Origin of the sequence: Viridibacterium curvum (assembly GCF_039544165.1) — a bacterium.
GTDB lineage: Bacteria > Pseudomonadota > Gammaproteobacteria > Burkholderiales > Rhodocyclaceae > Viridibacterium > Viridibacterium curvum.
In genome coordinates, this window is record NZ_BAABLD010000017.1 from 390,272 (window position 1) to 410,279 (window position 20,008).

The 20,008-nt window shown below is 60.1% G+C and carries 20 protein-coding genes; 14 read left to right on the top strand and 6 right to left on the bottom strand.

What is annotated here, in order from left to right; all coding sequences use genetic code 11:
• Positions 1-3 precede the first annotated feature (3 nt).
• Complete coding sequence (locus ABEA02_RS18245; RefSeq protein WP_345534531.1) at positions 4-2,169, bottom strand: type I secretion system permease/ATPase; 2,166 nt, start codon at positions 2,167-2,169, stop codon at positions 4-6.
• A 306-nt stretch (positions 2,170-2,475) separates the two neighbouring features.
• On the opposite strand from ABEA02_RS18245, the gene ABEA02_RS18250 reads away from it, so the two are divergent.
• The 3 genes from ABEA02_RS18250 (at position 2,476) to ABEA02_RS18260 (ending at position 5,276) form a co-directional block, all read left to right on the top strand.
• Positions 2,476-2,991, top strand: coding sequence for a hypothetical protein (locus tag ABEA02_RS18250; protein ID WP_345534532.1), 516 nt, complete (start codon positions 2,476-2,478; stop codon positions 2,989-2,991).
• A gap of 9 nt (positions 2,992-3,000) precedes the next feature.
• The gene (locus tag ABEA02_RS18255) at positions 3,001-4,734 is read left to right on the top strand and encodes a hypothetical protein (RefSeq protein WP_345534533.1); all 1,734 of its coding nucleotides are present in this window, start codon (positions 3,001-3,003) and stop codon (positions 4,732-4,734) included.
• A gap of 125 nt (positions 4,735-4,859) precedes the next feature.
• The gene (locus tag ABEA02_RS18260; protein ID WP_345534877.1) at positions 4,860-5,276 is read left to right on the top strand and encodes an alkaline phosphatase PhoX; all 417 of its coding nucleotides are present in this window, start codon (positions 4,860-4,862) and stop codon (positions 5,274-5,276) included.
• Between the two features lie 54 nt (positions 5,277-5,330).
• Here the strand turns inward: ABEA02_RS18260 and ABEA02_RS18265 are convergent, their stop codons facing one another.
• Positions 5,331-5,951: a class I SAM-dependent methyltransferase gene (locus ABEA02_RS18265; RefSeq protein ID WP_345534534.1), complete on the bottom strand. Its 621-nt coding sequence runs from the start codon at positions 5,949-5,951 to the stop codon at positions 5,331-5,333.
• 112 nt (positions 5,952-6,063) lie between these two features.
• Complete coding sequence (gene ypfJ / locus ABEA02_RS18270) at positions 6,064-6,936, bottom strand: KPN_02809 family neutral zinc metallopeptidase (RefSeq protein ID WP_345534535.1); 873 nt, start codon at positions 6,934-6,936, stop codon at positions 6,064-6,066.
• A 198-nt stretch (positions 6,937-7,134) separates the two neighbouring features.
• Between ypfJ and ABEA02_RS18275 the strand changes: the two genes are divergently transcribed.
• From ABEA02_RS18275 to pyrF, 6 genes are all read left to right on the top strand, one after another.
• The gene (locus ABEA02_RS18275) at positions 7,135-9,360 is read left to right on the top strand and encodes a TonB-dependent receptor (protein WP_345534536.1); all 2,226 of its coding nucleotides are present in this window, start codon (positions 7,135-7,137) and stop codon (positions 9,358-9,360) included.
• 100 nt (positions 9,361-9,460) lie between these two features.
• Positions 9,461-10,141 (top strand): Fe2+-dependent dioxygenase, encoded by a 681-nt coding sequence (locus ABEA02_RS18280; RefSeq protein ID WP_345534537.1) that lies wholly within the window; start codon positions 9,461-9,463, stop codon positions 10,139-10,141.
• Entirely contained in the window at positions 10,138-10,899 is a 762-nt protein-coding gene (locus tag ABEA02_RS18285; RefSeq protein WP_345534538.1) for an energy transducer TonB, read from the top strand. Before ABEA02_RS18280 ends, ABEA02_RS18285 begins: the two co-directional genes overlap by 4 nt.
• A gap of 4 nt (positions 10,900-10,903) precedes the next feature.
• Positions 10,904-11,653 carry a MotA/TolQ/ExbB proton channel family protein gene (locus tag ABEA02_RS18290; RefSeq protein WP_345534539.1) on the top strand — a complete coding sequence of 250 codons (750 nt, stop codon included), beginning with the start codon at positions 10,904-10,906 and terminating at the stop codon, positions 11,651-11,653.
• Positions 11,653-12,093, top strand: a complete 441-nt coding sequence (locus ABEA02_RS18295) for an ExbD/TolR family protein (RefSeq protein WP_345534540.1) — start codon at positions 11,653-11,655, stop codon at positions 12,091-12,093. The genes ABEA02_RS18290 and ABEA02_RS18295 overlap by 1 nt, the downstream gene beginning before the upstream one ends.
• Before the next feature lie 95 nt (positions 12,094-12,188).
• Positions 12,189-13,004, top strand: a complete 816-nt coding sequence (gene pyrF / locus ABEA02_RS18300; RefSeq protein ID WP_345534541.1) for an orotidine-5'-phosphate decarboxylase — start codon at positions 12,189-12,191, stop codon at positions 13,002-13,004.
• A 29-nt stretch (positions 13,005-13,033) separates the two neighbouring features.
• On the opposite strand, the gene hemL is transcribed toward pyrF, so the two are convergent.
• The 3 genes from hemL to thiD are packed head-to-tail and all read right to left on the bottom strand — an operon-like array spanning position 13,034 to position 15,774.
• Positions 13,034-14,314 carry a glutamate-1-semialdehyde 2,1-aminomutase gene (gene hemL / locus ABEA02_RS18305; RefSeq protein ID WP_345534542.1) on the bottom strand — a complete coding sequence of 427 codons (1,281 nt, stop codon included), beginning with the start codon at positions 14,312-14,314 and terminating at the stop codon, positions 13,034-13,036.
• 21 nt (positions 14,315-14,335) lie between these two features.
• Positions 14,336-14,947 (bottom strand): thiamine phosphate synthase, encoded by a 612-nt coding sequence (gene thiE / locus ABEA02_RS18310; RefSeq protein WP_345534543.1) that lies wholly within the window; start codon positions 14,945-14,947, stop codon positions 14,336-14,338.
• The gene (gene thiD / locus ABEA02_RS18315) at positions 14,944-15,774 is read right to left on the bottom strand and encodes a bifunctional hydroxymethylpyrimidine kinase/phosphomethylpyrimidine kinase (RefSeq protein ID WP_345534544.1); all 831 of its coding nucleotides are present in this window, start codon (positions 15,772-15,774) and stop codon (positions 14,944-14,946) included. The genes thiE and thiD overlap by 4 nt, the downstream gene beginning before the upstream one ends.
• 192 nt (positions 15,775-15,966) lie before the next feature.
• Between thiD and ABEA02_RS18320 the strand changes: the two genes are divergently transcribed.
• The 5 genes from ABEA02_RS18320 (at position 15,967) to ABEA02_RS18340 (ending at position 19,912) form a co-directional block, all read left to right on the top strand.
• The gene (locus ABEA02_RS18320; RefSeq protein WP_345534878.1) at positions 15,967-16,119 is read left to right on the top strand and encodes a rubredoxin; all 153 of its coding nucleotides are present in this window, start codon (positions 15,967-15,969) and stop codon (positions 16,117-16,119) included.
• Between the two features lie 214 nt (positions 16,120-16,333).
• Positions 16,334-16,699, top strand: coding sequence for a twitching motility response regulator PilG (gene pilG / locus ABEA02_RS18325; protein WP_345534880.1), 366 nt, complete (start codon positions 16,334-16,336; stop codon positions 16,697-16,699).
• A 29-nt stretch (positions 16,700-16,728) separates the two neighbouring features.
• Positions 16,729-17,094, top strand: coding sequence for a response regulator (locus ABEA02_RS18330; protein WP_345534545.1), 366 nt, complete (start codon positions 16,729-16,731; stop codon positions 17,092-17,094).
• A gap of 41 nt (positions 17,095-17,135) precedes the next feature.
• Entirely contained in the window at positions 17,136-17,663 is a 528-nt protein-coding gene (locus ABEA02_RS18335) for a chemotaxis protein CheW (protein WP_345534546.1), read from the top strand.
• A gap of 59 nt (positions 17,664-17,722) precedes the next feature.
• Positions 17,723-19,912 (top strand): methyl-accepting chemotaxis protein, encoded by a 2,190-nt coding sequence (locus tag ABEA02_RS18340; RefSeq protein ID WP_345534547.1) that lies wholly within the window; start codon positions 17,723-17,725, stop codon positions 19,910-19,912.
• The last annotated feature ends 96 nt before the right edge of the window (positions 19,913-20,008 follow it).

Sequence of the window (20,008 nt, forward strand, 5' to 3'; positions counted from 1 at the left end):
CATTCATCCCTGCTGCAGGCCGTGCAGCCTGGCGTAGTGCCCGTCAGGGCGTGTCAGCAATTCGGCATGCGTCCCTTGTTCAACGATTTCGCCGCGCTCCATGACGATGATGCGGTTGGCGTCACGAACAGCCGAGAGGCGGTGAGCGATGATCAGAACCGTTCTGCCTTGGCAGATGCGTTTCATGTTGTCCTGGATGATGCGTTCGCTTTCGTAGTCCAGCGCGCTGGTGGCTTCGTCAAAGATGAGGATGCGCGGGTTGCTCATCAGAGCTCGGGCGATGGCGATGCGCTGGCGCTGACCACCTGAGAGGGTGGAGCCATGTTCGCCAACCAGCGTGTCGTAGCCTTCGGGCAATTCGGTGATGAATTCATGGGCGCCGGCCATGCGGGCAGCTTGCAGGACGGCGTCGAGCGAGGCCCCGGGGTCGGAAAGGGCAATGTTCTCGCGAATGCTGCGATTGAACAGGACGTTCTCTTGCAGCACGACGCCGATCTGGCGGCGCAGGGAGGACACATCGGTCAGCGAGAGATCGACACCGTCGACGAGTACGCGGCCTCGTTCGGGCACGTAGAGTCGTTGCACAAGTTTGGTGAGCGTGCTCTTGCCTGAACCGGAGCGCCCTACGATGCCCAACACTTCTCCCGGTGCAACGACCAAACTGACTTCGCGCAGAACAGGCTGTCCATCAGGACGATAGCGAAAGACCACGTCGTCGAAGACGACTTCTCCCTTGAGCGGTGGCAGCGCGCTCTTGGCGCTGGCAATCTCGGTCCGTGTGTTGAGGATGTCGCCAAGGCGTTGTACGGAGATGCCGGTCTGCTGGAAGTCTGTCCAGAGGTTGGCCAGCCGCATGATGGGTTGCGAAACGTGGCCAGAGAGCATGTTGAAGGCGATGAGCTGGCCGACGGTCATCTTGCCTTCGATGACGAGCTTGGCACCAAAGTACATGACGGCAAGCGTCACCAGCTTGCCGATGAGGCTAACGCCGTTGTTGGCAATGGTGGCCAGTGTCGCGGTACGGAAGCCGGCGGCGACGTAGGCGGCTAGTTGTTGGTCCCACTTGCGCGTCCATTGCGGCTCGACTGCCATGGCCTTGACGGTGTCGATCCCGCTGAGCGTTTCGACGAGGAAGGCCTGGTTCTCGGCACTGCGGTTGAACTTCTCTTGCAGGCGGATGCGGAAGAGCGGAATGAGCGAGCCAGATAGGATGGCGTAGCACGGCAGGGAGATCAGCACGATGAGCGTGAGCGGCGTGCTGTAGAAAAACATGACTGCAATGAAGACTATCGAGAAGAGGATATCGAGCACCAGGGTGAGTGCATTACCGGTCAGGAATGAGCGGATATTCTCAAGCTCGCGTACACGGGCCACAGAGTCACCAACACGACGAGCCTGGAAGTAGGCGAGCGGCAGCGTCAGCAGGTGGCGGAAGAGGCGTGCGCCGAGCTCGACGTCGATACGACTAGTGGTGTGCGCAAAGACATAACTGCGCAAGGCGGTCAGGGAGACTTCGAAGATCGAGACGCACAAAAGGCCAATCGCGACGACGTCGAGTGTCGACAGACCACGGTGTACCAGCACCTTGTCGGTGACAACCTGAAAGAACAGGGGCGTAACGAGCGCGAAAAACTGCAGGACGAAGGAGACCAGCAGGACTTCGATGAGCAGCTTGCGGTATTTGACAACGGCGGGAATGAACCAGCTGAAATCGAATTTGGCGAGATCGCCAGCAAGCGAGGCGCGCGAGGTAAACAGGATGAGCTCGCCTTGCCAGCGCGCGGTCAGCTGTTCGAGGGACAGCTGTTCTGGGCGCGCCACTGCGGGATCATGGATGAGGGCGCGCAGTGCACCTTCCTGCTGGTCCACGCGCGCCAGGATGAAGTAGCGACCATCGCGATCCACAGCCATGGCGGGCAGTGGTGTGGTGGCAAGGCGTTCGACGCGAACGCGTGCTTTCTTGGCCGACAGGCCGAGCTTCTTTGCGGCGAGCAGGATGTCGGTGCTCGTCATGGCGAGTCCGTCACTGCAGAACTCGTGGGCGATCTGTTCGGGTTCTACGGCCAGCGCATGGAAGCGGGCCAGCATGACCAGACACGCGAGACCCGAATCAAGGGGAGGCTTCGGATGACCAACCCCAGGCGCAGCCCTATCTTCTATTGCACCCATTGATTCAGTCCATTTTGTGTATACGCCATGACTTCTCCTAACACGCCCCCTCAACCAAGTTCAACCCAAAATGCCAAAAACCTATCGCTAACACGAACAGTTTGCATTTGCCATAGCAGTACATTAGCATCTCACCAACCGTAACGATAGATCTAGCCCGCACCTCCGCTGACGGCGCCATAGTCGCCGAGAACGCCTGAGCTCCAGCGCCACAACCGGCAACGAGTTCACATAGGTCGATTGCCGGGACCGAACATTTCAGCCCCCGAACCGAACACCAGCCTCGGCCTCTCAGGAAAATCTGCCTTGAAGACAAAAATCGCAATCATCGTTATAAGCGCTGTCGTCAGCCTCATAGGATGGAGCACAGCAACGCCTCAAAATTCATCACCTAAAACCATTAATGACTCGTCTAGAAGCCTCACTACAGCTGGATCAACGAAAGGCCAAAGCATGCAAGAAATAGCAAAAGAAGCAAGAGCAAAGTTAAACAACCTATATGCAGAGAAAAGAGACCATCTAAAACCGCGCGGATCAGGAAGAAATTTAATAAGTGAAGAGATGTCCAGTTACTTTTACAGCGGCATGGCATTTGATGATGCGGAAGCACTTGTAGAAGAAATGGGCGGAAAGATATCTAAAAGAGGAAGGAATTTACTTCTAGGAAACTCTCCATTGGCCTTCTCCGTTATTGGAGAAATAGAAATAAATTCATCGTTCCCAACAAAAACAGTCATTGTTTTTACGTTAATTCCGACTGATCAAAACAAGTACGACACGGTACAAAAAGTAGAAATTGAGTTTGTCATCAACGCAATTTAAGGAAACAAAATGACAGAAAGCATTTCTGTAGTATATGAACCACTCGGAACGTTCTTTGGCACAGAGTATTATCACCAGACAATTGTATATGTAAACTCTCAGGGACAAACATACATATCAAGCGGATTTCCAACGGGGACGCCACCCGCAAACACCAGCAATATTTCCAACGTCTCTCAAGCGTCTTTGGCAAACGCGCAAGGCGGATCGGTGTACGGAAATCTTCAAGTAATAGCAGGTCCGATTAATGACCCTAGCGTCTATCAGTCGCTCAACATCGGACAATTGCTTAACCCAAGCAATCCAGTAACAGTGGTAGCTCAAGGCAATGATCTCTCAATACAGTGGGCGCAAATAGTAGCTACTGGAGGGGCCATCAATGACGCCAACCTCACCTATTCGCCCCTCACGCAAAACTCGAACTCAGCAGCCAGCACCGCCCTGATGGAAGCGGGAATCACCCCTCCTGCGGATACCGGCTTCTTTGACAGCACATGGAGCCCAGCCTCGGGAACCGATCTATCCCCATTAATTTTCAGCCAAACCCCTCCAGAAAACTTCGCCGACCCATCCCTGCAGATCACCCAATACCAAAACAACGGTACGGAATTTATTACACTCAGGTTTATCGGGCCAGATGAAATGATTCTGGGCGAGTTCGGTATAACACAAACCACTGGATTGCTTTACACAGACGAAATAGATTCATTCGGCACCATTCTGGCTTCTACAAACATCTCTTTTAATGACATTGGAGATTTTGAGTCTGCGTATAGTGCTGCACTATCCGGCCTGCAAGATGGGTTCTCTGGCAACACCATAGAGTTTGCACAAAGTGTTCTTGGCGCAGCGGGACTAGCCGACACTCTTGGATCCGCTTTAAACCCCTACTCATATGCAGCAGACTGGATTTCCTTGGAGAATTTTTTCACCCAAGACTTCTCTAACTCTGACACCATTTTTGGTTTTACGTACCATGGTGAATACTATGACATAACAGGGGACCCAGACTGGATATACCAAATTGGGCTGGCCCGACTCGCCGACGCAGAGGCCGCTGTTGGCGACTCGACGGCTTTAGAAAATTACTATTCTTCCTCATACTCATCACCTATCGCCGTGGATTTGAATGGTGACGGACTCAACACCTTGTCCATGTCGGATGCTTTCGTAGAGTTTGATTTGCTGGGGACTGGTAACAAGGTTCGAACCGGGTGGCTAAACTCAAGCGACGCATTCCTTGTTCATGACGACAACGGCGACGGAAAGATAACTTCTGTTTCAGAGATGTTCGGCAGCGATATTCGCGGGGAAGGTTACGCTCAGCTTGCGAGATACGACTCCAATTTTGATGGGGTAATTAATGCCAACGACAATCAGTTCTATGAATTGAAAATTTGGCAAGACAAAAACATTAACGGAATTACTGATACAGGTGAGCTCCGCTCCATCGCAGAAGCAGGAATTCAGTCCCTCGAACTAAACTATGAAATAGTCGACATCTTGAACAATGGGAATTTGATTGGCGAAGCGTCTCGTGCGTTCATATCGAACGAGAGTCGCGCCATGGGCGACATATATTTCAGGTATGTCGACACCCCCTCCAACCCAATAAGTCAATGCAGTCAACTGGACCTACTGGTCGACGCAATGGCTCGGTTTTCTCCCCCGCCAGTTGGAGAGTCAGCAGCAATTCATGAAAGGCAATACGATCCGTTTCCACTAATTGCTCAAGCAGCATAAATAGTCGACGGATCGCAGCGAGTACTTGCAGCATCTTCGTGCTCGTACTGCCCAAACACGAGGGGGTCAAAAGCAGCGGCCCCTTCGTGTTGTCTTGCCCTAGCAAGCTCTGTATCTTGAAAAGTGTGCTCAATCTGACCGACGACAGCGCCTACACCGACATGAGCAACTGCATGCTGCTCGCGGCCACGCCGGGCAAGGTCGGCGATGGCGAGAAGAAGACGCTCAGCTACAAGAAGGCCGATGGCAGCACGCTGTCTGTCGACACCTTCGTCGGCGCCCAGGCCACCGACAAGACGCTCAAGCGCTTCCTCGTCGGCCCGGTCGATTGCGAAATCACCGGCCTGTGCGAAACGCCGGACGGCAAGGCACTGTTCATCAACATCCAGCATCCGGGCGAAACGACCTCGCCGGCGAATATCGCCGATCCGGCGAAGTACACCAGCCAGTGGCCTGCAAACGCCGGCTATGGCCCCGGCAAGCGCCCGCGCTCGGCGACCATCGTGATTACCAAGAAGGATGGTGGGCGTATCGGTAGTTGAATGGCGTCGCGAAAAAAAAGCCCGCAGCATTGCGGGCTTTTTTGTATCCGGCTCTCACGCCGGTTTGCGCATCGCGTAAATGATCACATCGCCATAAAACGGGATTTCTCCCTTGAGGAAGTCTGGCAGCTTGCGCGTGAGGATAGGCCGCAGCCACTCCTTGACCAGCGTGCGACCACGAATCTCGTTCACGCCGACATCGACCACCTCCAACCCGATCTTGCCCACAGCGTGACGCACAAAGGCCATGTCGACCGGCAACAGGTGTCCCGAATCCTTGCTGCCATCCGCCTTGGGGTGAAAGAACTTGTGGTGCCCATAAACGAATGCGTAGCGGCGTGAGCGCAGGCTGTCCACATTCGGCGTGGAAAGGAAGATCCACCCGCCCGGCTTCACGACACGCGAACACTCGCGCAGGAAATATGTTGGATTCTCGAGGTGCTCGATACCCTCGATGCTCACCATTACATCGAACTGGCCATCGTCGAACGGCAGGCGCTCATTGGCGTTTGCGAGGATGCGGCGGGCCGGGTCGGCCCTGAAAGGCTCGACCGCCTCGATATCGACACTGGTCACCTGCATGCCCGCCTCGGCGAGACGCTGCGAGAACAGGCCAGCTCCGCAGGGCAAGTCGCAGACAGACAGCCCGGCGAATGTGCGCAGATGTCTCTGCATCAGACTCCAGACACTCTTATGCGTATTGGGCGCAGCGGCATGCGCTGGCCAGGAGTGTTGCGGCGTTGTCGTAAGAGTCTGCATGCGGATCCAGAGAGAATGTGCGTGGAAATTACAACGAGCTGGCCTTGAACGTATTGCAGCTATCAAGGCTACCACTCTCCAGACCGCGATTGAGCCAGCGCACACGCTGCTCCGAGCTGCCGTGGGTGAAGCTGTCCGGCACGACGCGGCCCTGTGCCGCACGCTGCAGGGCGTCGTCCCCGATCGCGGTCGCCGCACGGATGGCCTCTTCCACGTCGCCGGCTTCGAGCACATGGCGCTCTTTGTTGGCATGGTGGGCCCAGACGCCCGCGAAGCAGTCCGCCTGCAGCTCCTGCATCACCGACAGGGCGTTGCCTTGCTTCTCGCTGGCGCGCTGACGCATCTGGTAGACCTTGTCCGAAATGCCGAGCAGCTTCTGCAGGTGATGGCCGACCTCGTGCGCGATCACGTAGGCCTGCGCAAAGTCGCCCGGCGCCTTGAAGCGGCGGCGCATCTCGTCATAGAAGGAGAGATCGATATAGACCTTCTGATCGGCTGGGCAGTAGAACGGCCCCATCGCCGACTCGCCCGCCCCGCAAGCGGTTGAGGTTCGCCCACGGAACAGCACCAGGCTGGGCTCGACGTACTGCCGCCCGGCCTGCGCCGGAAACTGCGCCCCCCAGGTGCGTTCGGTGTCACGCAGCACCTGCTTCACAAAGTGCACCGTCTGCGCCTCTTCTGCGCTCTGCTGCACCGGGCCGCGCGACTCTTCCTGGGCAGCACGCTGGTTCAGCATGTTGGCGCCATTGATGACAATGAATGGGTCGATGCCGAAGTACCAGGCCGCCAGCGCCAGCACGGCGGTGCCGACCCCGATGCTGCGCCCCCCGACCGGAAAGCCCCCTCCACCGCCGCGGCGGTCTTCCACATTGCTGCTTTCGTTGTCGTCGTCGAATCGCATTCCTCACCTCGCTAGCCGGCCATGAGCTGACCTTATGCCCGGATTCTGCCGGATTGTTGTTTTACGCGTGACTTTGCCTCGCTGCCAACACTAATGCGAATAATTCTCGTTGACGCACTTGTCGCAAATGGTAATAATTCGCAACATCGTGTTGCTATGCGACAAAACAGAATCCAGATAACCCTTAGGGAGAGACCCTTGAAGAAGTATTCGCAAGACCTGCTCAGTACGGCCCCATCCCGCCTGATGATGGCCATGGCCGCCTCCGCCATCGTTGCAGCGCCGGCACATGCCCAGAATGTGTCGACCTCCCCTCAAGCCAGCCAGAGTGGTCCGGCAGCAGAGCCCGCAAAGGGCGCAGAGGCAACCGTGGCCCCGGTGATCGTCAAGGGCACCCGCGAGAACACTACCCCGCAGGCCCAGACCGGCTACAAGGTCGACACCAGCAAGGTCGGCCGCACTGAACAGGCCGTCAAGGACATCCCCCAGTCGCTGACCACGGTGACCAACAAGCTGATTACCGACCGGGCTGGCGACAGCTTCGCCAAGGCCCTGACCAACGTCGCCGGCCTGTCGTTCAACGCGGGCGAAGGCGGTCGTATCGGCGACAACCTGCAGCTGCGCGGCTATTCGGCCAACGGCGACATCTACGAAAACGGCATGCGCGACATCGCGCAATACAACCGCGAAACCTTCAACCTCGACCGCATCGACATTCTGCGCGGTGGCGCCTCGATGATCTTCGGCCGCGGTTCGACGGGTGGCATCATCAACGCCGTCACCAAGTCGCCCTACCTGCTCGACGAGAACAAGATCGGGCTCACGCTGGGCAACAACGACTACCTGCGCAATACGCTGGATCTCAACAAGGTCACTGGAGATACCTCGGCCCTGCGCCTCAACACCATGTATACGACGACCTCGGGCGACCCCGAAGGCGCGGACTCGAAGCGCTATGGCTTTGCGCCGACCTTCCGCACCGGCATAGGCACCAAGGACGAGTTCGAGATCGGCTACTACCACCTCAACTACGATGACACCCCGAACTACGGCTTTGCCTGGGCCGGTGGTCGCCCTGTAGACAGCACGGCAAACAAGTTCTACGGGCTGGAGAGCGACTTCCAGCGTGACTCAGCCGACGTCGTCAATGGCGTCTACACGCACCGCTTCAGCTCACGCAGCCAGATCCGCAACGCCACGCGTTACGGCATCTACAAGCGCGACCTGTGGGCGACGACGGCACGCCTGCCTGCCGGCACGGTCAATGTCACAGACAACACCACCATCACACGTAACAGCCAGCGCCGTGGCGGTGAAGAACATCACCTGTTCAACGTCACGGACTACACCTCCAAGTTCACGGCACTGGGTATGAAGCACGACACCCTGCTCGGTCTGGAACTGGCTCGTGAAGAATCCGAACGCTGGAGCTATCCCACAGGCGGGGCAAACGGCACCCCGACCAAGACCAGCGGCACGGTCGGCGACCCCTATGCCACCTCGTCGCAACCCATTGCGGCGACGGGTATGCGCACCAACTTCAACTACTTCACCGCCAGCACGGTCGGGCTGTACGCGCAGGATCTCATCGAGTTCGTGCCGAAGTGGAAGTGGCTTGCCGGCGTGCGCTGGGACCGCTTCTCGGGTGACTACAGCTCAGGGGCCGACAGCACCGCCGCGCGCCTGCAGCGCCGTGACTACCTGTGGAGCTATCGCACCGGCCTGATCTACCAGCCCACCGACGAGATGAGCTACTACGTGTCCTACGGCACCGCCTTCAACACATCCGGCGACCTGTACCAGTACGACACCTCCAGCTCCAAGACGCCGCCGGAAGAGAGCCGCAACATCGAGCTGGGCACCAAGTTCGAACTGCTGGAAGGCAAGCTGCAACTGCGCACGGCCCTGTTCCGCTCCGAGAAGTACAACGAGCGCAGCACCGACACCGAGACCACAGGCAGCGAGTTCCTGCTCTCGGGCAAGCGCCGCACCGAAGGCTACGAGCTCGAAGTGGCTGGCCGCATCACCGAGAAGTGGGACGTGTTCATGAACTTCGCCCACATGTGGTCCAACATCCTCGCTGCCGGCTCGTCCGCAGCGAGCGCCAACACGGTGGGCAAGCCCGCTGGCAACACGCCAACCAACAGTGGCAGCCTGTGGACGACCTACAAGCTCGCGCCAAAGTGGACGGCGGGCGGAGGCATGGACGGCCAGAGCAAACGCAACCCCTCGCACAACTCCAGCAACTGGGCACCGGGCTTCGTGAAATATGACGCCATGCTCAAGTTCGAAGAGACCAAGTACGACGTTCAGCTCAACATCAACAACCTCTTCAACAGGACGTATTGGCTGGCGGTCTACAATGGCCACGCCGTGGCAGGCCCGCGCCGCACGGTGCAGGTGACCGGCACCTACAAGTTCTGACAGCCGCATCGCGACGCGCCCTCGACGGCGCGTCGCCATTAAAAAAAGATACAAGCCCCAGCCAACCTGAATCCGCCACACCACACAGGACCAGCCAGGCATGATGATCCGCGCACAGAACGTACTCAACGATGAAGAACTCCCCCGCTTGCGTAGCCTGCTGCTGGCTGCCGACTGGGCAGACGGGCGCATCACGGCGGGCACACAATCTGCGCAGGTCAAGCAGAACCGGCAGTTGCCTGAAACTGCCGCTGAGATCGCCGAGGCGCGCGCCATCGTACGCAAGGCGCTGGCACGTCACGCCGTGTTCTTCTCGGCCGCCTTGCCTGCTGACCTGTACCCGCCTCTGTTCAACCGTTATGCGGGTGGCGAGCACTTCGGCAATCACATCGACAATTCGGTGCGCCTGTTACCTGACGGCAGCCGCAACATGCGCACCGACATCTCCTGCACGTTGTTCCTCAGCGAACCGGAAGAGTACGAGGGTGGCGAGCTCGTCATCGAAGACCATTTTGGCGACAAGCGCATCAAGCTGCCTGCCGGCGACATGATCATCTACCCCGGCACCACGCTGCACCGTGTCGAGCCGGTCACGCGTGGCGAACGCCTCGCCTGCTTCACCTGGGTCCAGAGCATGGTGCGCGATGCCAATCAGCGCAGCATCCTGTTCGACATGGATGTCGCCATTGCCTCCCTGCGTCAGCAACAAGGCGACACCGAGCCGGTAGTCAGCCTGACCGGCGCCTATCACAACCTGTTACGCATCTGGACCGAACTGTGAACAGCCATACCGCAACAGCCCCCCAGACGGCCCCGGCAGTGCCGACCACGGCGCCCGCTGGCCCGCTGGGATTCCAGCGCATGCGCGCCCCCGAGAGCGCCGACCCGTTGCGTCAACGCAGCCTGGTCGGCGCCACCGTGCTGGGTCTTCACGTTCTGGCCGGCGCGGGCCTGCTGTGGTTCGGCCTGACCCAGGTTGCACCGCAACTGCCTGAAGTCCTCTCCGTGCGCTGGATCACGCCCGAAAAGGCTCCCGAGGTCAAAGCCCCGCCGACGCCCAAGGTCAGCGAAAAACAACCGACGCCACCCAAGCCGCAAGTGCAGCAGCCCGTGACGCCCCCGGTGATCGCCGCAGCAGTCGAAGCACCGGCGCCCATCGTCGTTGCCAGGCAGGAGGAAACACCGCCTCCAGCAGCCCCTGCGCCCAGCGCGCAGACCACCACGACGGCGCCTGTCGCCGTAGCACGCCCCAGCCTGCCCGCCGAACCCCAGCTGCTCAACCCCACAGCGGATTGCCCCGTGCGCCCAGCCCCCATCTATCCGCAGACCTCGCTGAAGCTGGGCGAGGAAGGCAAGGTCATCCTGCGCGCCCAGGCCGACGAGAAAGGCTTCTTCACCATCGTCGAAATCCTCACCTCCAGCGGCTACGGCCGTCTGGACCGCGCCGCGCGCGACATCGTCAAACAGTCCTGGCAATGCAAGGTGCAACACAGCGCCGGCAACTGGGTCAAGATCCCCGTCACTTTCAGTCTGGAGTAACACCATGCCCACCGAACAACACCTGGGTTTTACCCACTTCCTCGCGCAGGCCGATGGCCTCGGCAAGTTCCTGCTGGTCGTGCTGATCGCCATGTCGATGGCATCCTGGTACTTCATCATCACCAAGGCCATCACCCAGTTCCGCCAGCGTCGCGAGAGCGAACGCTTTGTCGAAAGCTTCTGGAACGCGAGCAGCCTCGATGCCGTGCGTAACGAGATCAACACCCACGGCGCACACGAACCCTTCTCGCATCTGACGAGCCATGCCCTGTTTGCGGCAGATCACCACAGCAAGATCGGCCACCTGAATGGTGGCGCCAAGATTGAAGAAGCGGGCTCGCTGGCTGACTTCCTGACACGCAACATGCGCAAGGTCATCGACGAAGAAACCGCGCGTCTTGAAAACGGCCTCACGGTGCTCGCCACTGTCGGCGCCACGGCGCCCTTCGTGGGCCTGCTCGGCACGGTGTGGGGCGTCTACGGCGCGCTGGTTGCCATCGGCATGTCAGGGGCAGGTACCCTGGACAAGGTCGCCGGCCCGGTTGGCGAAGCGCTGATCATGACGGGTCTCGGACTCGCCGTCGCGCTGCCCGCCGTGGTGGCCTACAACGCCTTCACGCGCGCCAACCGCGTCACGCTTGCCAGGCTTGACGCCTTCGCACACGACCTCTTCGCGTACCTCACCACCGGCGGCCAGGTCAGCCAGACGAACAGCGGCACCCCGCGCCTGCAGGCTGTCGCCGGAGGTGCATGATGGCTTTCGGTGGATTCAACAAAGAGGCCAACACGGCCCCGATGGCCGAGATCAACATGGTCCCGCTCATCGACGTGATGCTGGTGCTGCTGGTGATCTTCATCCTCACAGCCCCCTTGCTGACGCATGCGGTCAAGGTCGAACTGCCCCGTGCATCGAGTACCGAGAATCACGCGCAGCCGCGCAAGATCGAGATTGCGATCGATGATGCCGGCAGCATCTACTGGGACGGTGAGCGCATTGCTGAACAGGCTCTTGGCGAGCGCCTGACCGCTGCATCGCGCGATGGCGAAGGCAACGCCATCAGCGACCCGGCGCAACTGCCCGAAATCCACCTGCGTGCCGACCGCCAGACTGCCTACGAGACGCTGGCCCGCGTCATGGCCGCCAGCGCACGCGCCGGCCTGACCAAGTTCGCCTTCGTCAGCACACCGGAGTAGGCAATCTCCGCGCTCCGGGCCGTACGCAGTGCGTCACTGCGGCGGCCCGGCGATTGCCGGTAAAATCCCGCCATTCTTCCGGCTGGATCCTCCCCATGAGCTTCATCGACTCCCTGCAAGGCGCCTGGGCGCGCAACAACTCCCTGCTCTGCGTCGGCCTCGACCCCGACCTGTCGAAATTCCCCGCCCACCTTGCCGGCAAGCCGGATGCGATCTTCGAATTCTGCAAGGCCATCGTTGACGCCACGGCCGACCTCGCCTGTGCCTTCAAGCCACAGATTGCCTACTTCGCTGGCGAGAGCGCTGAAGAACAGCTCGAAGCGCTGATCGACCACATCCATCTCAATCACCCGAACATCCCGGTGATCCTCGACGCCAAGCGCGGCGACATCGGCGCCACCGCAGCGCAGTACGCACGCGAAGCCTTCGAACGCTTCCAGGCCGATGCGCTGACGGTCAATCCCTACATGGGCTTCGACTCGGTCGAGCCCTATCTCGAATACCCGGATTGCGGCCTCATCGTGCTGTGCCGCACCTCCAACCCCGGCGGCTCGGACCTGCAGAACCTCGAGATTACTGGCGGCAAGAAGCTCTACCAGCATGTCGCCTCGCTGGTCGCCGAAAAATGGAATCGCCATGGACAAGCTGCACTGGTCGTTGGCGCGACCTTCCCGGCCGAACTTGCCGACGTGCGCAGCCTCATCGGCGACATGCCTCTGCTGGTGCCCGGCATCGGCGCGCAGGGCGGTGACGTACAGGCCACCGTGAATGCGGGCAAGACCGCCACCGGTACAGGCCTGATGATCAACTCTTCACGTGCCATCCTCTACGCCGGCAAGGGCGAAGACTTTGCCAGCGCAGCACGCGTGGCAGCGATTGCCACCCGCGACGAGATCAACAAGTACCGCTGAAGCTCTGCCTGGCTTTGTAGCCCGGCTTTTCAGCCGAGTTGCGCGAAAGCCTGGTCTGCCGCCGCAATCGTGGCGGCAATGTCAGCCTCTGTGTGCGCGGCGGAAACGAAACCCGCCTCAAACGCCGACGGCGCCAGGTAGTGCCCGGCATCCAGCATGAGGTGGAAGAAGCGGTTGAAGCGCTCACGGTCGCTGGCCATCACATCGGCAAAGCTCTGCGGCACCTGCGCCGAGAAGTAGAGCCCGAACATGGCCCCGACGGCCTGTGCCGAGAAGGCCTGTCCATGCCGTTGCGCAGCTGCCGCCATGCCGTTGGCAAATGCGGTGGTGCGTGTCGTCAGGGTTTCGTAGAAATCAGGCTGCTGGATCAGACGCAGCGTAGCGAGACCCGCCGCCACCGCCACCGGGCTGCCCGACAAGGTGCCGGCCTGATAGACCGCGCCCAACGGGGCGATCTTTTCCATGATGTCGCGACGCCCACCGAAGGCGCCGACCGGCATGCCGCCACCGATGATCTTGCCCAGCGTGGTGAGGTCCGGCGTGATGTTGTAGAGGCCCTGTACGCCCTTGATGCCGACGCGGAAGCCCGTCATCACCTCATCGAAGATCAGCACAGCGCCGTGCTTCGTGCACAGTGCGCGTAGCGTATCCATGTAGGCCTGCGAGGGCCGCACGAGGTTCATGTTGCCGGCCACCGGCTCGATGATCACTGCCGCGATCTCGCTGCCGCGCGCTGCAAACACCTCTTCAAGCTGCGCCGCATTGTTGTAGTCAAGCACGACGGTGTGCTTCGCGAAATCCGCCGGCACACCACCCGATGAAGGATTGCCGAAAGTCAGCAAGCCCGAGCCTGCCTTGACCAGCAAGCAGTCGGCATGGCCGTGATAGCAGCCCTCGAACTTGATGATGGCGTCGCGCCCCGTGAATCCCCGCGCGAGACGGATCGCGCTCATCGTCGCCTCGGTGCCCGATGACACAAGTCGCACCATCTCCATGCTCGGCAGCAGCGCGATCAGCGCTTCCGCCATCTCGATTTCGCGCTCGGTCGGCGCGCCAAACGACAGCCCATCCACCGCAGCGCGCTGCACGGCTTCGACGACTTCGGGATGCGCATGGCCAAGAATCGCCGGACCCCAGGAGCCTACGTAGTCCACGTAACGCTTGCCGTCAGCGTCCCAGGTATATGCGCCTTGGGCGCGACTCAGGAAACGCGGCGTGCCGCCCACCGAACGGAATGCACGGACGGGCGAATTGACGCCACCGGGAATGCTGCGCTGGGCGCGGGCAAAGAGTTCTTCGTTGCGTGACATGGCGTGACCAGATGAATGAATTCAGGAATACAGCGCGGCAAAGCGCGCGGCCTGCGCCTGCGGATCTCGCGCCGCATAGATGTCGGTGATGACAGCCAGCCAGTCCGCACCAGCTGCCACAAGGATGGGCGCATTGTCGACCGTGATGCCACCAATACACGCCACCGGCAATGCCAGTTCAGCCTTGGCACGCGTCACCAGGTCCAGCGACGCCGCTACGGCTTCCGGCTTGGTCGCCGAAGCGAACATGGCTCCGAAAGCTACGTAGCTGGCTCCCGCAAGCGCTGCGCGTTGCGCCCGGCCGAAGTCGTTGTAGCAGGATGCGCCGATCAGGAAGTTCTCACCCAGCACTGCACGCAAGGCGGCAATGTCGCCATCGTCGCGTCCAAGATGCACGCCGTCGGCCTCCACCGCACGCGCCAGCGCGGCGTCGTCGTTGATGATCAGGGCCACGTCATGCTCACGGGTCAGCGCGCGCAAAGCTTTCGCCTGCTCCTGCCGCAAACTTTCGCTGGCCGTCTTGTGGCGGTACTGCACGCAGACGGCCCCACCGCGCAACGCCGCTTCAGTCAGCGCCAACAGGTGTCCGGTATCGTTCTGGTCTGGGGTGACCAGGTAGAGGCCGCGCTTCATGCGCCGGGATTGAAAACCCGGTTGGCGAAGAACCGGTTGGGAATCGCCTGCCCCATGCCAGGTCGCAATGCGTGCGCCAGCGTCTCCCAGGTGTAGCGCTGGGCTGCGCGCGCCGCCTCGCCCACCGGCATGCCATGCGCCAGCATCACGGCCAGTGCAGATGCCAGCGTACAGCCCGAGCCGTGGTAACTGCCGGGCAAGCGTTCCCAGGCGTCCGTGCAGATCACCCCACCCGGTCCATAAAGGGTGTTGACCACCTGCGGTGCTGTCTCATGCGTGCCTGTAATCAGTACATGGCGCGCGCCCAGCTCCAGCAGGTAGCGCGCGCAATCCGCGAGCGGCATGTCCTCGGCGACATCGCCATCATCCTCGTCCTGCGTCAGACGGCGTGCCTCGATGCTGTTGGGCGTCAGCACCGTAGTCAACGGCAATAACAGCTCGGTCAGCGCCGCCAGCATCTCTTCGTCAGCCAACGGATCACCGCGCCCGGACGCGATCACCGGGTCCAGCACGACCGGCACATCAGGGTAATCCGCAAGGACCTCGGCCACCGCAGCGACGTTCTCGACGCTGCCCAGCACGCCGATCTTGAACGCCTGAACGCGCATGTCTTCAAGCAGCACACGCGCCTGATCGACCACGAAATCATCATCCACGGGCTGGACTTCCTCGACGCCGCGCGTGTCCTGCACGGTCATGCCGGTCAGCACCGAAAGCGGATGTGCGCCCAGCGCTGCAATGGTCAGGATGTCCGCCTGCATACCTGCTCCCCCGGTCGGATCGGCGGCAGCAAACGTCAGGACGAGCGGTGTATCAGAGTGGGGCATGGAAGGTCGATCAGAGGAAAACATGCGCTGAGAAGCACGAAGCCTCAGGCGAGGAAGCTGCGAGATTCAAGAAACAAGGAGGAAATGCCGTTGTACCGCCGATCAAGCAGCAGGTGAAATGCGCTAAGATCGGTCCGATTTTATCTGAATACGCATGCAATGGCTGATAGCAACGCCCCTTTCAAAACCTTGATGTGTCTCATCTGCGGCTGGGTCTACGACGAGGAAACTGGTTCACCTGACGAAGGAATCGCCCCCGGCACACGTTGGGAAGATGTACCTCCGAACTGGACCTGTCCCGAGTGTGGCGCTCGCAAGGAAGACTTCGAGATGATGGAAATCTGACGGGCGCACGGGCAATTCAGGTGACATTGCGGCAAAATGCACAATGATCTCGAATCCGCCCCTGCATCCTGGTTTGAGTAGCGTGCAGACGGTGTAGCCTCAAAGCTAATCGTACCCGCGGACATGGTGATGACACTTTCGTGCCCACCTCCTGCGGACCAACAAGAGGAGTAACGCGTTGGCAGAAGGATCTGACGTTACCGGCGTCAAAGTAATGGTCATCGACGACAGCAACACCATCCGTCGCAGCGCCGAGATCTTCCTGGCCCAGGCGGGCTACCAGGTGCTGCTGGCGGAAGATGGCTTCGACGCACTGTCGAAAATCTCCGACCATCACCCCGACCTGATCTTTGTCGACATCATGATGCCGCGCCTGGACGGTTACCAGACCTGCGCGCTCATCAAGAAGAATCCACGCTATGCCGGCACGCCGGTGATCATGCTCTCCTCCAAGGACGGGCTGTTCGACCGCGCGCGCGGGCGCATGGTCGGCTCGGATGAATACCTGACCAAACCTTTTACCAAGGACAGCCTGCTCAAGGCCGTCTCTGCCCACACTGCTGCACGAGTCATCAAGTAGGCCTGCAGGAACGTAACGAGGAAAGCACCATGCCCGTCAAAAAGATCCTGGTAGTAGACGATTCGCCCACCGAGCGCTTCGCGATGACCGAGTTCCTCACCAAGGCCGGCTTCACGGTCGTGACTGCCGAAAATGGTGAAGATGGCGTCGTCAAATCCAAGCAGGAACTGCCCGACCTCATCCTCATGGATGTGGTGATGCCCGGCATCAACGGCTACCAGGCGACGCGCACGATCTCGCGCGAAGAGACCACCCGCAACATCCCCGTGATCATGACCACCAGCAAGGATCAGGAAACCGACAAGATCTGGGGCATGCGTCAGGGCGCTTTCGATTACATGGTCAAGCCGATCAATCACGAAGAGCTGCTCAAGAAGATCCAGGCCATCGGCTGATTGCCGCTTGGCAACATCCCACGCTGCGAGGAAGCAGGTAGATGGCAAAACGACAAAGCCTGAGGGAGTTCCAGCAAGACCTGACGCGCCGCCTGACCGAAGTCAAGGCCAGCGGCCGGCGTTCGGCCCTGCTGGCCGTTAACGCGGGTCCGGAAAACTGGCTTCTCGATCTTTCCGAAGCCGGTGAGATCATCGTAACCCCCAATCTCACACCGGTACCCCTGACGCGCGAGTGGTTCCGTGGCCTCGCCAATGTGCGCGGCAATCTCTACAGCGTTGTCGACTTCGCAGCGTTCTGCGGTGAAGGCATTACCCCGATGAACAGCAACACCCGGATCCTGCTCATCGGCGCCAAGCACGGCATGAACACCGCTCTGCTGGTCAGCCGCGCGCTAGGTCTGCGCAACCCCGAAGATTTCGATACCGACGAGACAACGATCGATCAGCGCCCTTGGGTCGCTGGTGCTGTGCGTGACTCTCAGGATCGGCTGTGGCGCAAGCTCAATGTGCGCCCCTTGCTGGCTGACGCGCACTTTCTCGACGCAACTCTCGATAGTTACGCCACATAACAAGTAGTATCGCGCAGAACGCGCAATCTAACTGACAAGCTTCAGAGCGGAGCAAACGCATGGCATTCAAGAACGTTCTTCAGAAACTCAAGTCCGGCATCGGCAAAGGCAAGAGCCCGGACAGCACGGTGATGGACAGTTCAACCCAAATGGAGGGAGTCCAGGCAGGCACGCCGCGCGTCCGGCTGCCAGCCCTCAAATGGCTTGCTGGCCGCGCCGTCGGCGAGCGCCTGCGCCTGCTGGGCATGCTGTTCGCCGCACTGACCGTGATCACCGTTCTGCTGGTGGCCTTCCAGATCCGCGACGCTGCGCACGGTACGGCTTTCGTGTCAGCCGCCACACAGATGGGTACACAATCCCAGGTGCTCGCAAAAGCAGCCCAGATCACAGTGACCGGCGGTACTCGTGAAGGGGTGTCCGGCCAAGCCAATTTCACGCGGGGCGGTACTGGCTTTACGGAATTGAAGGAGTCACGCGAACGTTTCGTCGCACTACTCGCTGCTGTGACAGAGGGTGGCGAGGTCGACGGCATCAAGGTACCGGCAGGTCCCCGTTCGGCGCAGAAGGCGCGCGACGACCTGAATGAAATCTGGGACAAGATCAACAAAGCGGCCGAGCAGCTGACCAGCCAGCAGGTCAGCATCACGCGTCTGGGCAACGCGGTTGACACCATTAACCGTAACAACGCGGAATTGCTCGATTTCGCTCAGCAAGTGGCCGCGCTGAAGCTGCAACTCAATGCGCCAGCGGCAGAAATCGCTATCGCCAACGAGGTCGTCATGCTGACTCAGCGCATGGCTAAAAACGCCAACGCGCTGCAGGCCGCTGAAACGGTCGACCCGGAAATCGTCTTCCTGCTGGGCAAGGACAACAGCACGCTGACCCAACGACTCGAAGAACTGGGCTCGATGCATGCGAATGCAGAAATGCAGGAGAAGCTCGAAGGCCTCAACAAATTCGCAGCCCGCCACCAGCTGGCGGTCGGCGGGATCCTCGCCAACGTGCAACCGATGGTGCAAGCCAAGCGTTCCGGCCAGCTCATCTTCCGCGACTCGGTGCCATTGCTGGAGGCCTCCAACAACCTCGCCGAGGCCTATCGCAAGGCGTACAGCGGCGGTAGCGTCTTCATCATCCTGATTATCGTCTCAGCCCTTCTGGCCCTGGCTGTACTGGCCTACATGGGCTTGACGTACCGCGACGACATCTCGGCGCGTCGTGAAGAAGCCGAAGCACAACGTGCTGCGGCCGAAGCCGACAAGAACAATACTCAGCAGGCCATTCTGCGTCTGATGAACGAAATGGGCGACCTCGCTGACGGTGACTTGACGATTCGTGCGACGGTTACGGAAGACGTGACGGGCGCCATCGCCGACTCGGTTAACTACACGATTGAAGAGCTCTCGGTTCTCGTACGCCGAATCAACGACGCAGCAAACCGCGTGACGCAGGCCACCGAATCCGCCCAGCGCATGTCGGGCGAACTGCTTGATGCTTCCGAACGCCAGTCGCGTAACATCCAGCAAGCCGGCGGACAGATTCAGGACATGGCGAAGCAGATCTCGGCGGTATCGTCGAGCGCCTTGCAGACAGCACAGGTGGCGCGTCGCTCACTGGAAGCTGCGCGCAAAGGCACAACAGCCGTGCAGGACTCCATCTCCGGCATGAACGAAATCCGGGAGCAGATCCAGGAAACCTCCAAACGGATCAAGCGCCTCGGCGAGTCCTCGCAGGAGATCGGTGAAATCGTGGAACTGATCTCGGACATTACCGAACAGACGAACGTTCTTGCTCTGAACGCCGCCATTCAGGCCGCGTCAGCCGGTGAAGCGGGCCGAGGTTTCACGGTGGTTGCGGAAGAAGTGCAACGACTTGCTGAACGTTCCGCCGAGGCGACGAAGCAGATTGCGGCGATCGTGAAGACCATTCAGACCGACACGCAAGACGCCGTGGCCGCTATGGAAAACTCGACGCGGGGTGTGGTTGAAGGGGCCAAGCTCTCTGACGCTGCCGGTCAGGCGCTCGGCGAAATCGGCGACGTGTCGGTGGAAATGGCCACCCTCGTCGAACGCATCTCGGCCGATACGCAGAAACAAGCCGCGGTTGCTACAGAGGTGTCGGAATCCATGCGCGAGATTCTCGCCATCACCGAACAAACCACGCGCGGCACCCAACAGTCCGCCCTGTCTATCGGCCAGCTCGCCGACCTTGCTGTGGAACTGAAGGGTTCGGTTTCCGGCTTCAAGGTCTGACAAGACTGCAGACAATACTGAATATGTGCGCACGGCCCTGTACTACCCGCAGGGACGAGCGACACGAGAAAAGCGACCGGAGAGCTCCGAGAGGAA

Coding starts and splice junctions, on each gene's coding strand:
- ABEA02_RS18245 (WP_345534531.1), bottom strand. CDS start 2,169: ATGGGTGCAATAGAAGATAGGGCTGCGCCTGGGGTTGGTCATCCGAAG.
- ABEA02_RS18255 (WP_345534533.1), top strand. CDS start 3,001: ATGACAGAAAGCATTTCTGTAGTATATGAACCACTCGGAACGTTCTTT.
- ABEA02_RS18265 (WP_345534534.1), bottom strand. CDS start 5,951: ATGCAGAGACATCTGCGCACATTCGCCGGGCTGTCTGTCTGCGACTTG.
- ypfJ (WP_345534535.1), bottom strand. CDS start 6,936: ATGCGATTCGACGACGACAACGAAAGCAGCAATGTGGAAGACCGCCGC.
- ABEA02_RS18280 (WP_345534537.1), top strand. CDS start 9,461: ATGATGATCCGCGCACAGAACGTACTCAACGATGAAGAACTCCCCCGC.
- ABEA02_RS18290 (WP_345534539.1), top strand. CDS start 10,904: ATGCCCACCGAACAACACCTGGGTTTTACCCACTTCCTCGCGCAGGCC.
- ABEA02_RS18295 (WP_345534540.1), top strand. CDS start 11,653: ATGGCTTTCGGTGGATTCAACAAAGAGGCCAACACGGCCCCGATGGCC.
- pyrF (WP_345534541.1), top strand. CDS start 12,189: ATGAGCTTCATCGACTCCCTGCAAGGCGCCTGGGCGCGCAACAACTCC.
- hemL (WP_345534542.1), bottom strand. CDS start 14,314: ATGTCACGCAACGAAGAACTCTTTGCCCGCGCCCAGCGCAGCATTCCC.
- thiE (WP_345534543.1), bottom strand. CDS start 14,947: ATGAAGCGCGGCCTCTACCTGGTCACCCCAGACCAGAACGATACCGGA.
- thiD (WP_345534544.1), bottom strand. CDS start 15,774: ATGCCCCACTCTGATACACCGCTCGTCCTGACGTTTGCTGCCGCCGAT.
- ABEA02_RS18320 (WP_345534878.1), top strand. CDS start 15,967: ATGTGTCTCATCTGCGGCTGGGTCTACGACGAGGAAACTGGTTCACCT.
- pilG (WP_345534880.1), top strand. CDS start 16,334: ATGGTCATCGACGACAGCAACACCATCCGTCGCAGCGCCGAGATCTTC.
- ABEA02_RS18330 (WP_345534545.1), top strand. CDS start 16,729: ATGCCCGTCAAAAAGATCCTGGTAGTAGACGATTCGCCCACCGAGCGC.
- ABEA02_RS18335 (WP_345534546.1), top strand. CDS start 17,136: ATGGCAAAACGACAAAGCCTGAGGGAGTTCCAGCAAGACCTGACGCGC.
- ABEA02_RS18340 (WP_345534547.1), top strand. CDS start 17,723: ATGGCATTCAAGAACGTTCTTCAGAAACTCAAGTCCGGCATCGGCAAA.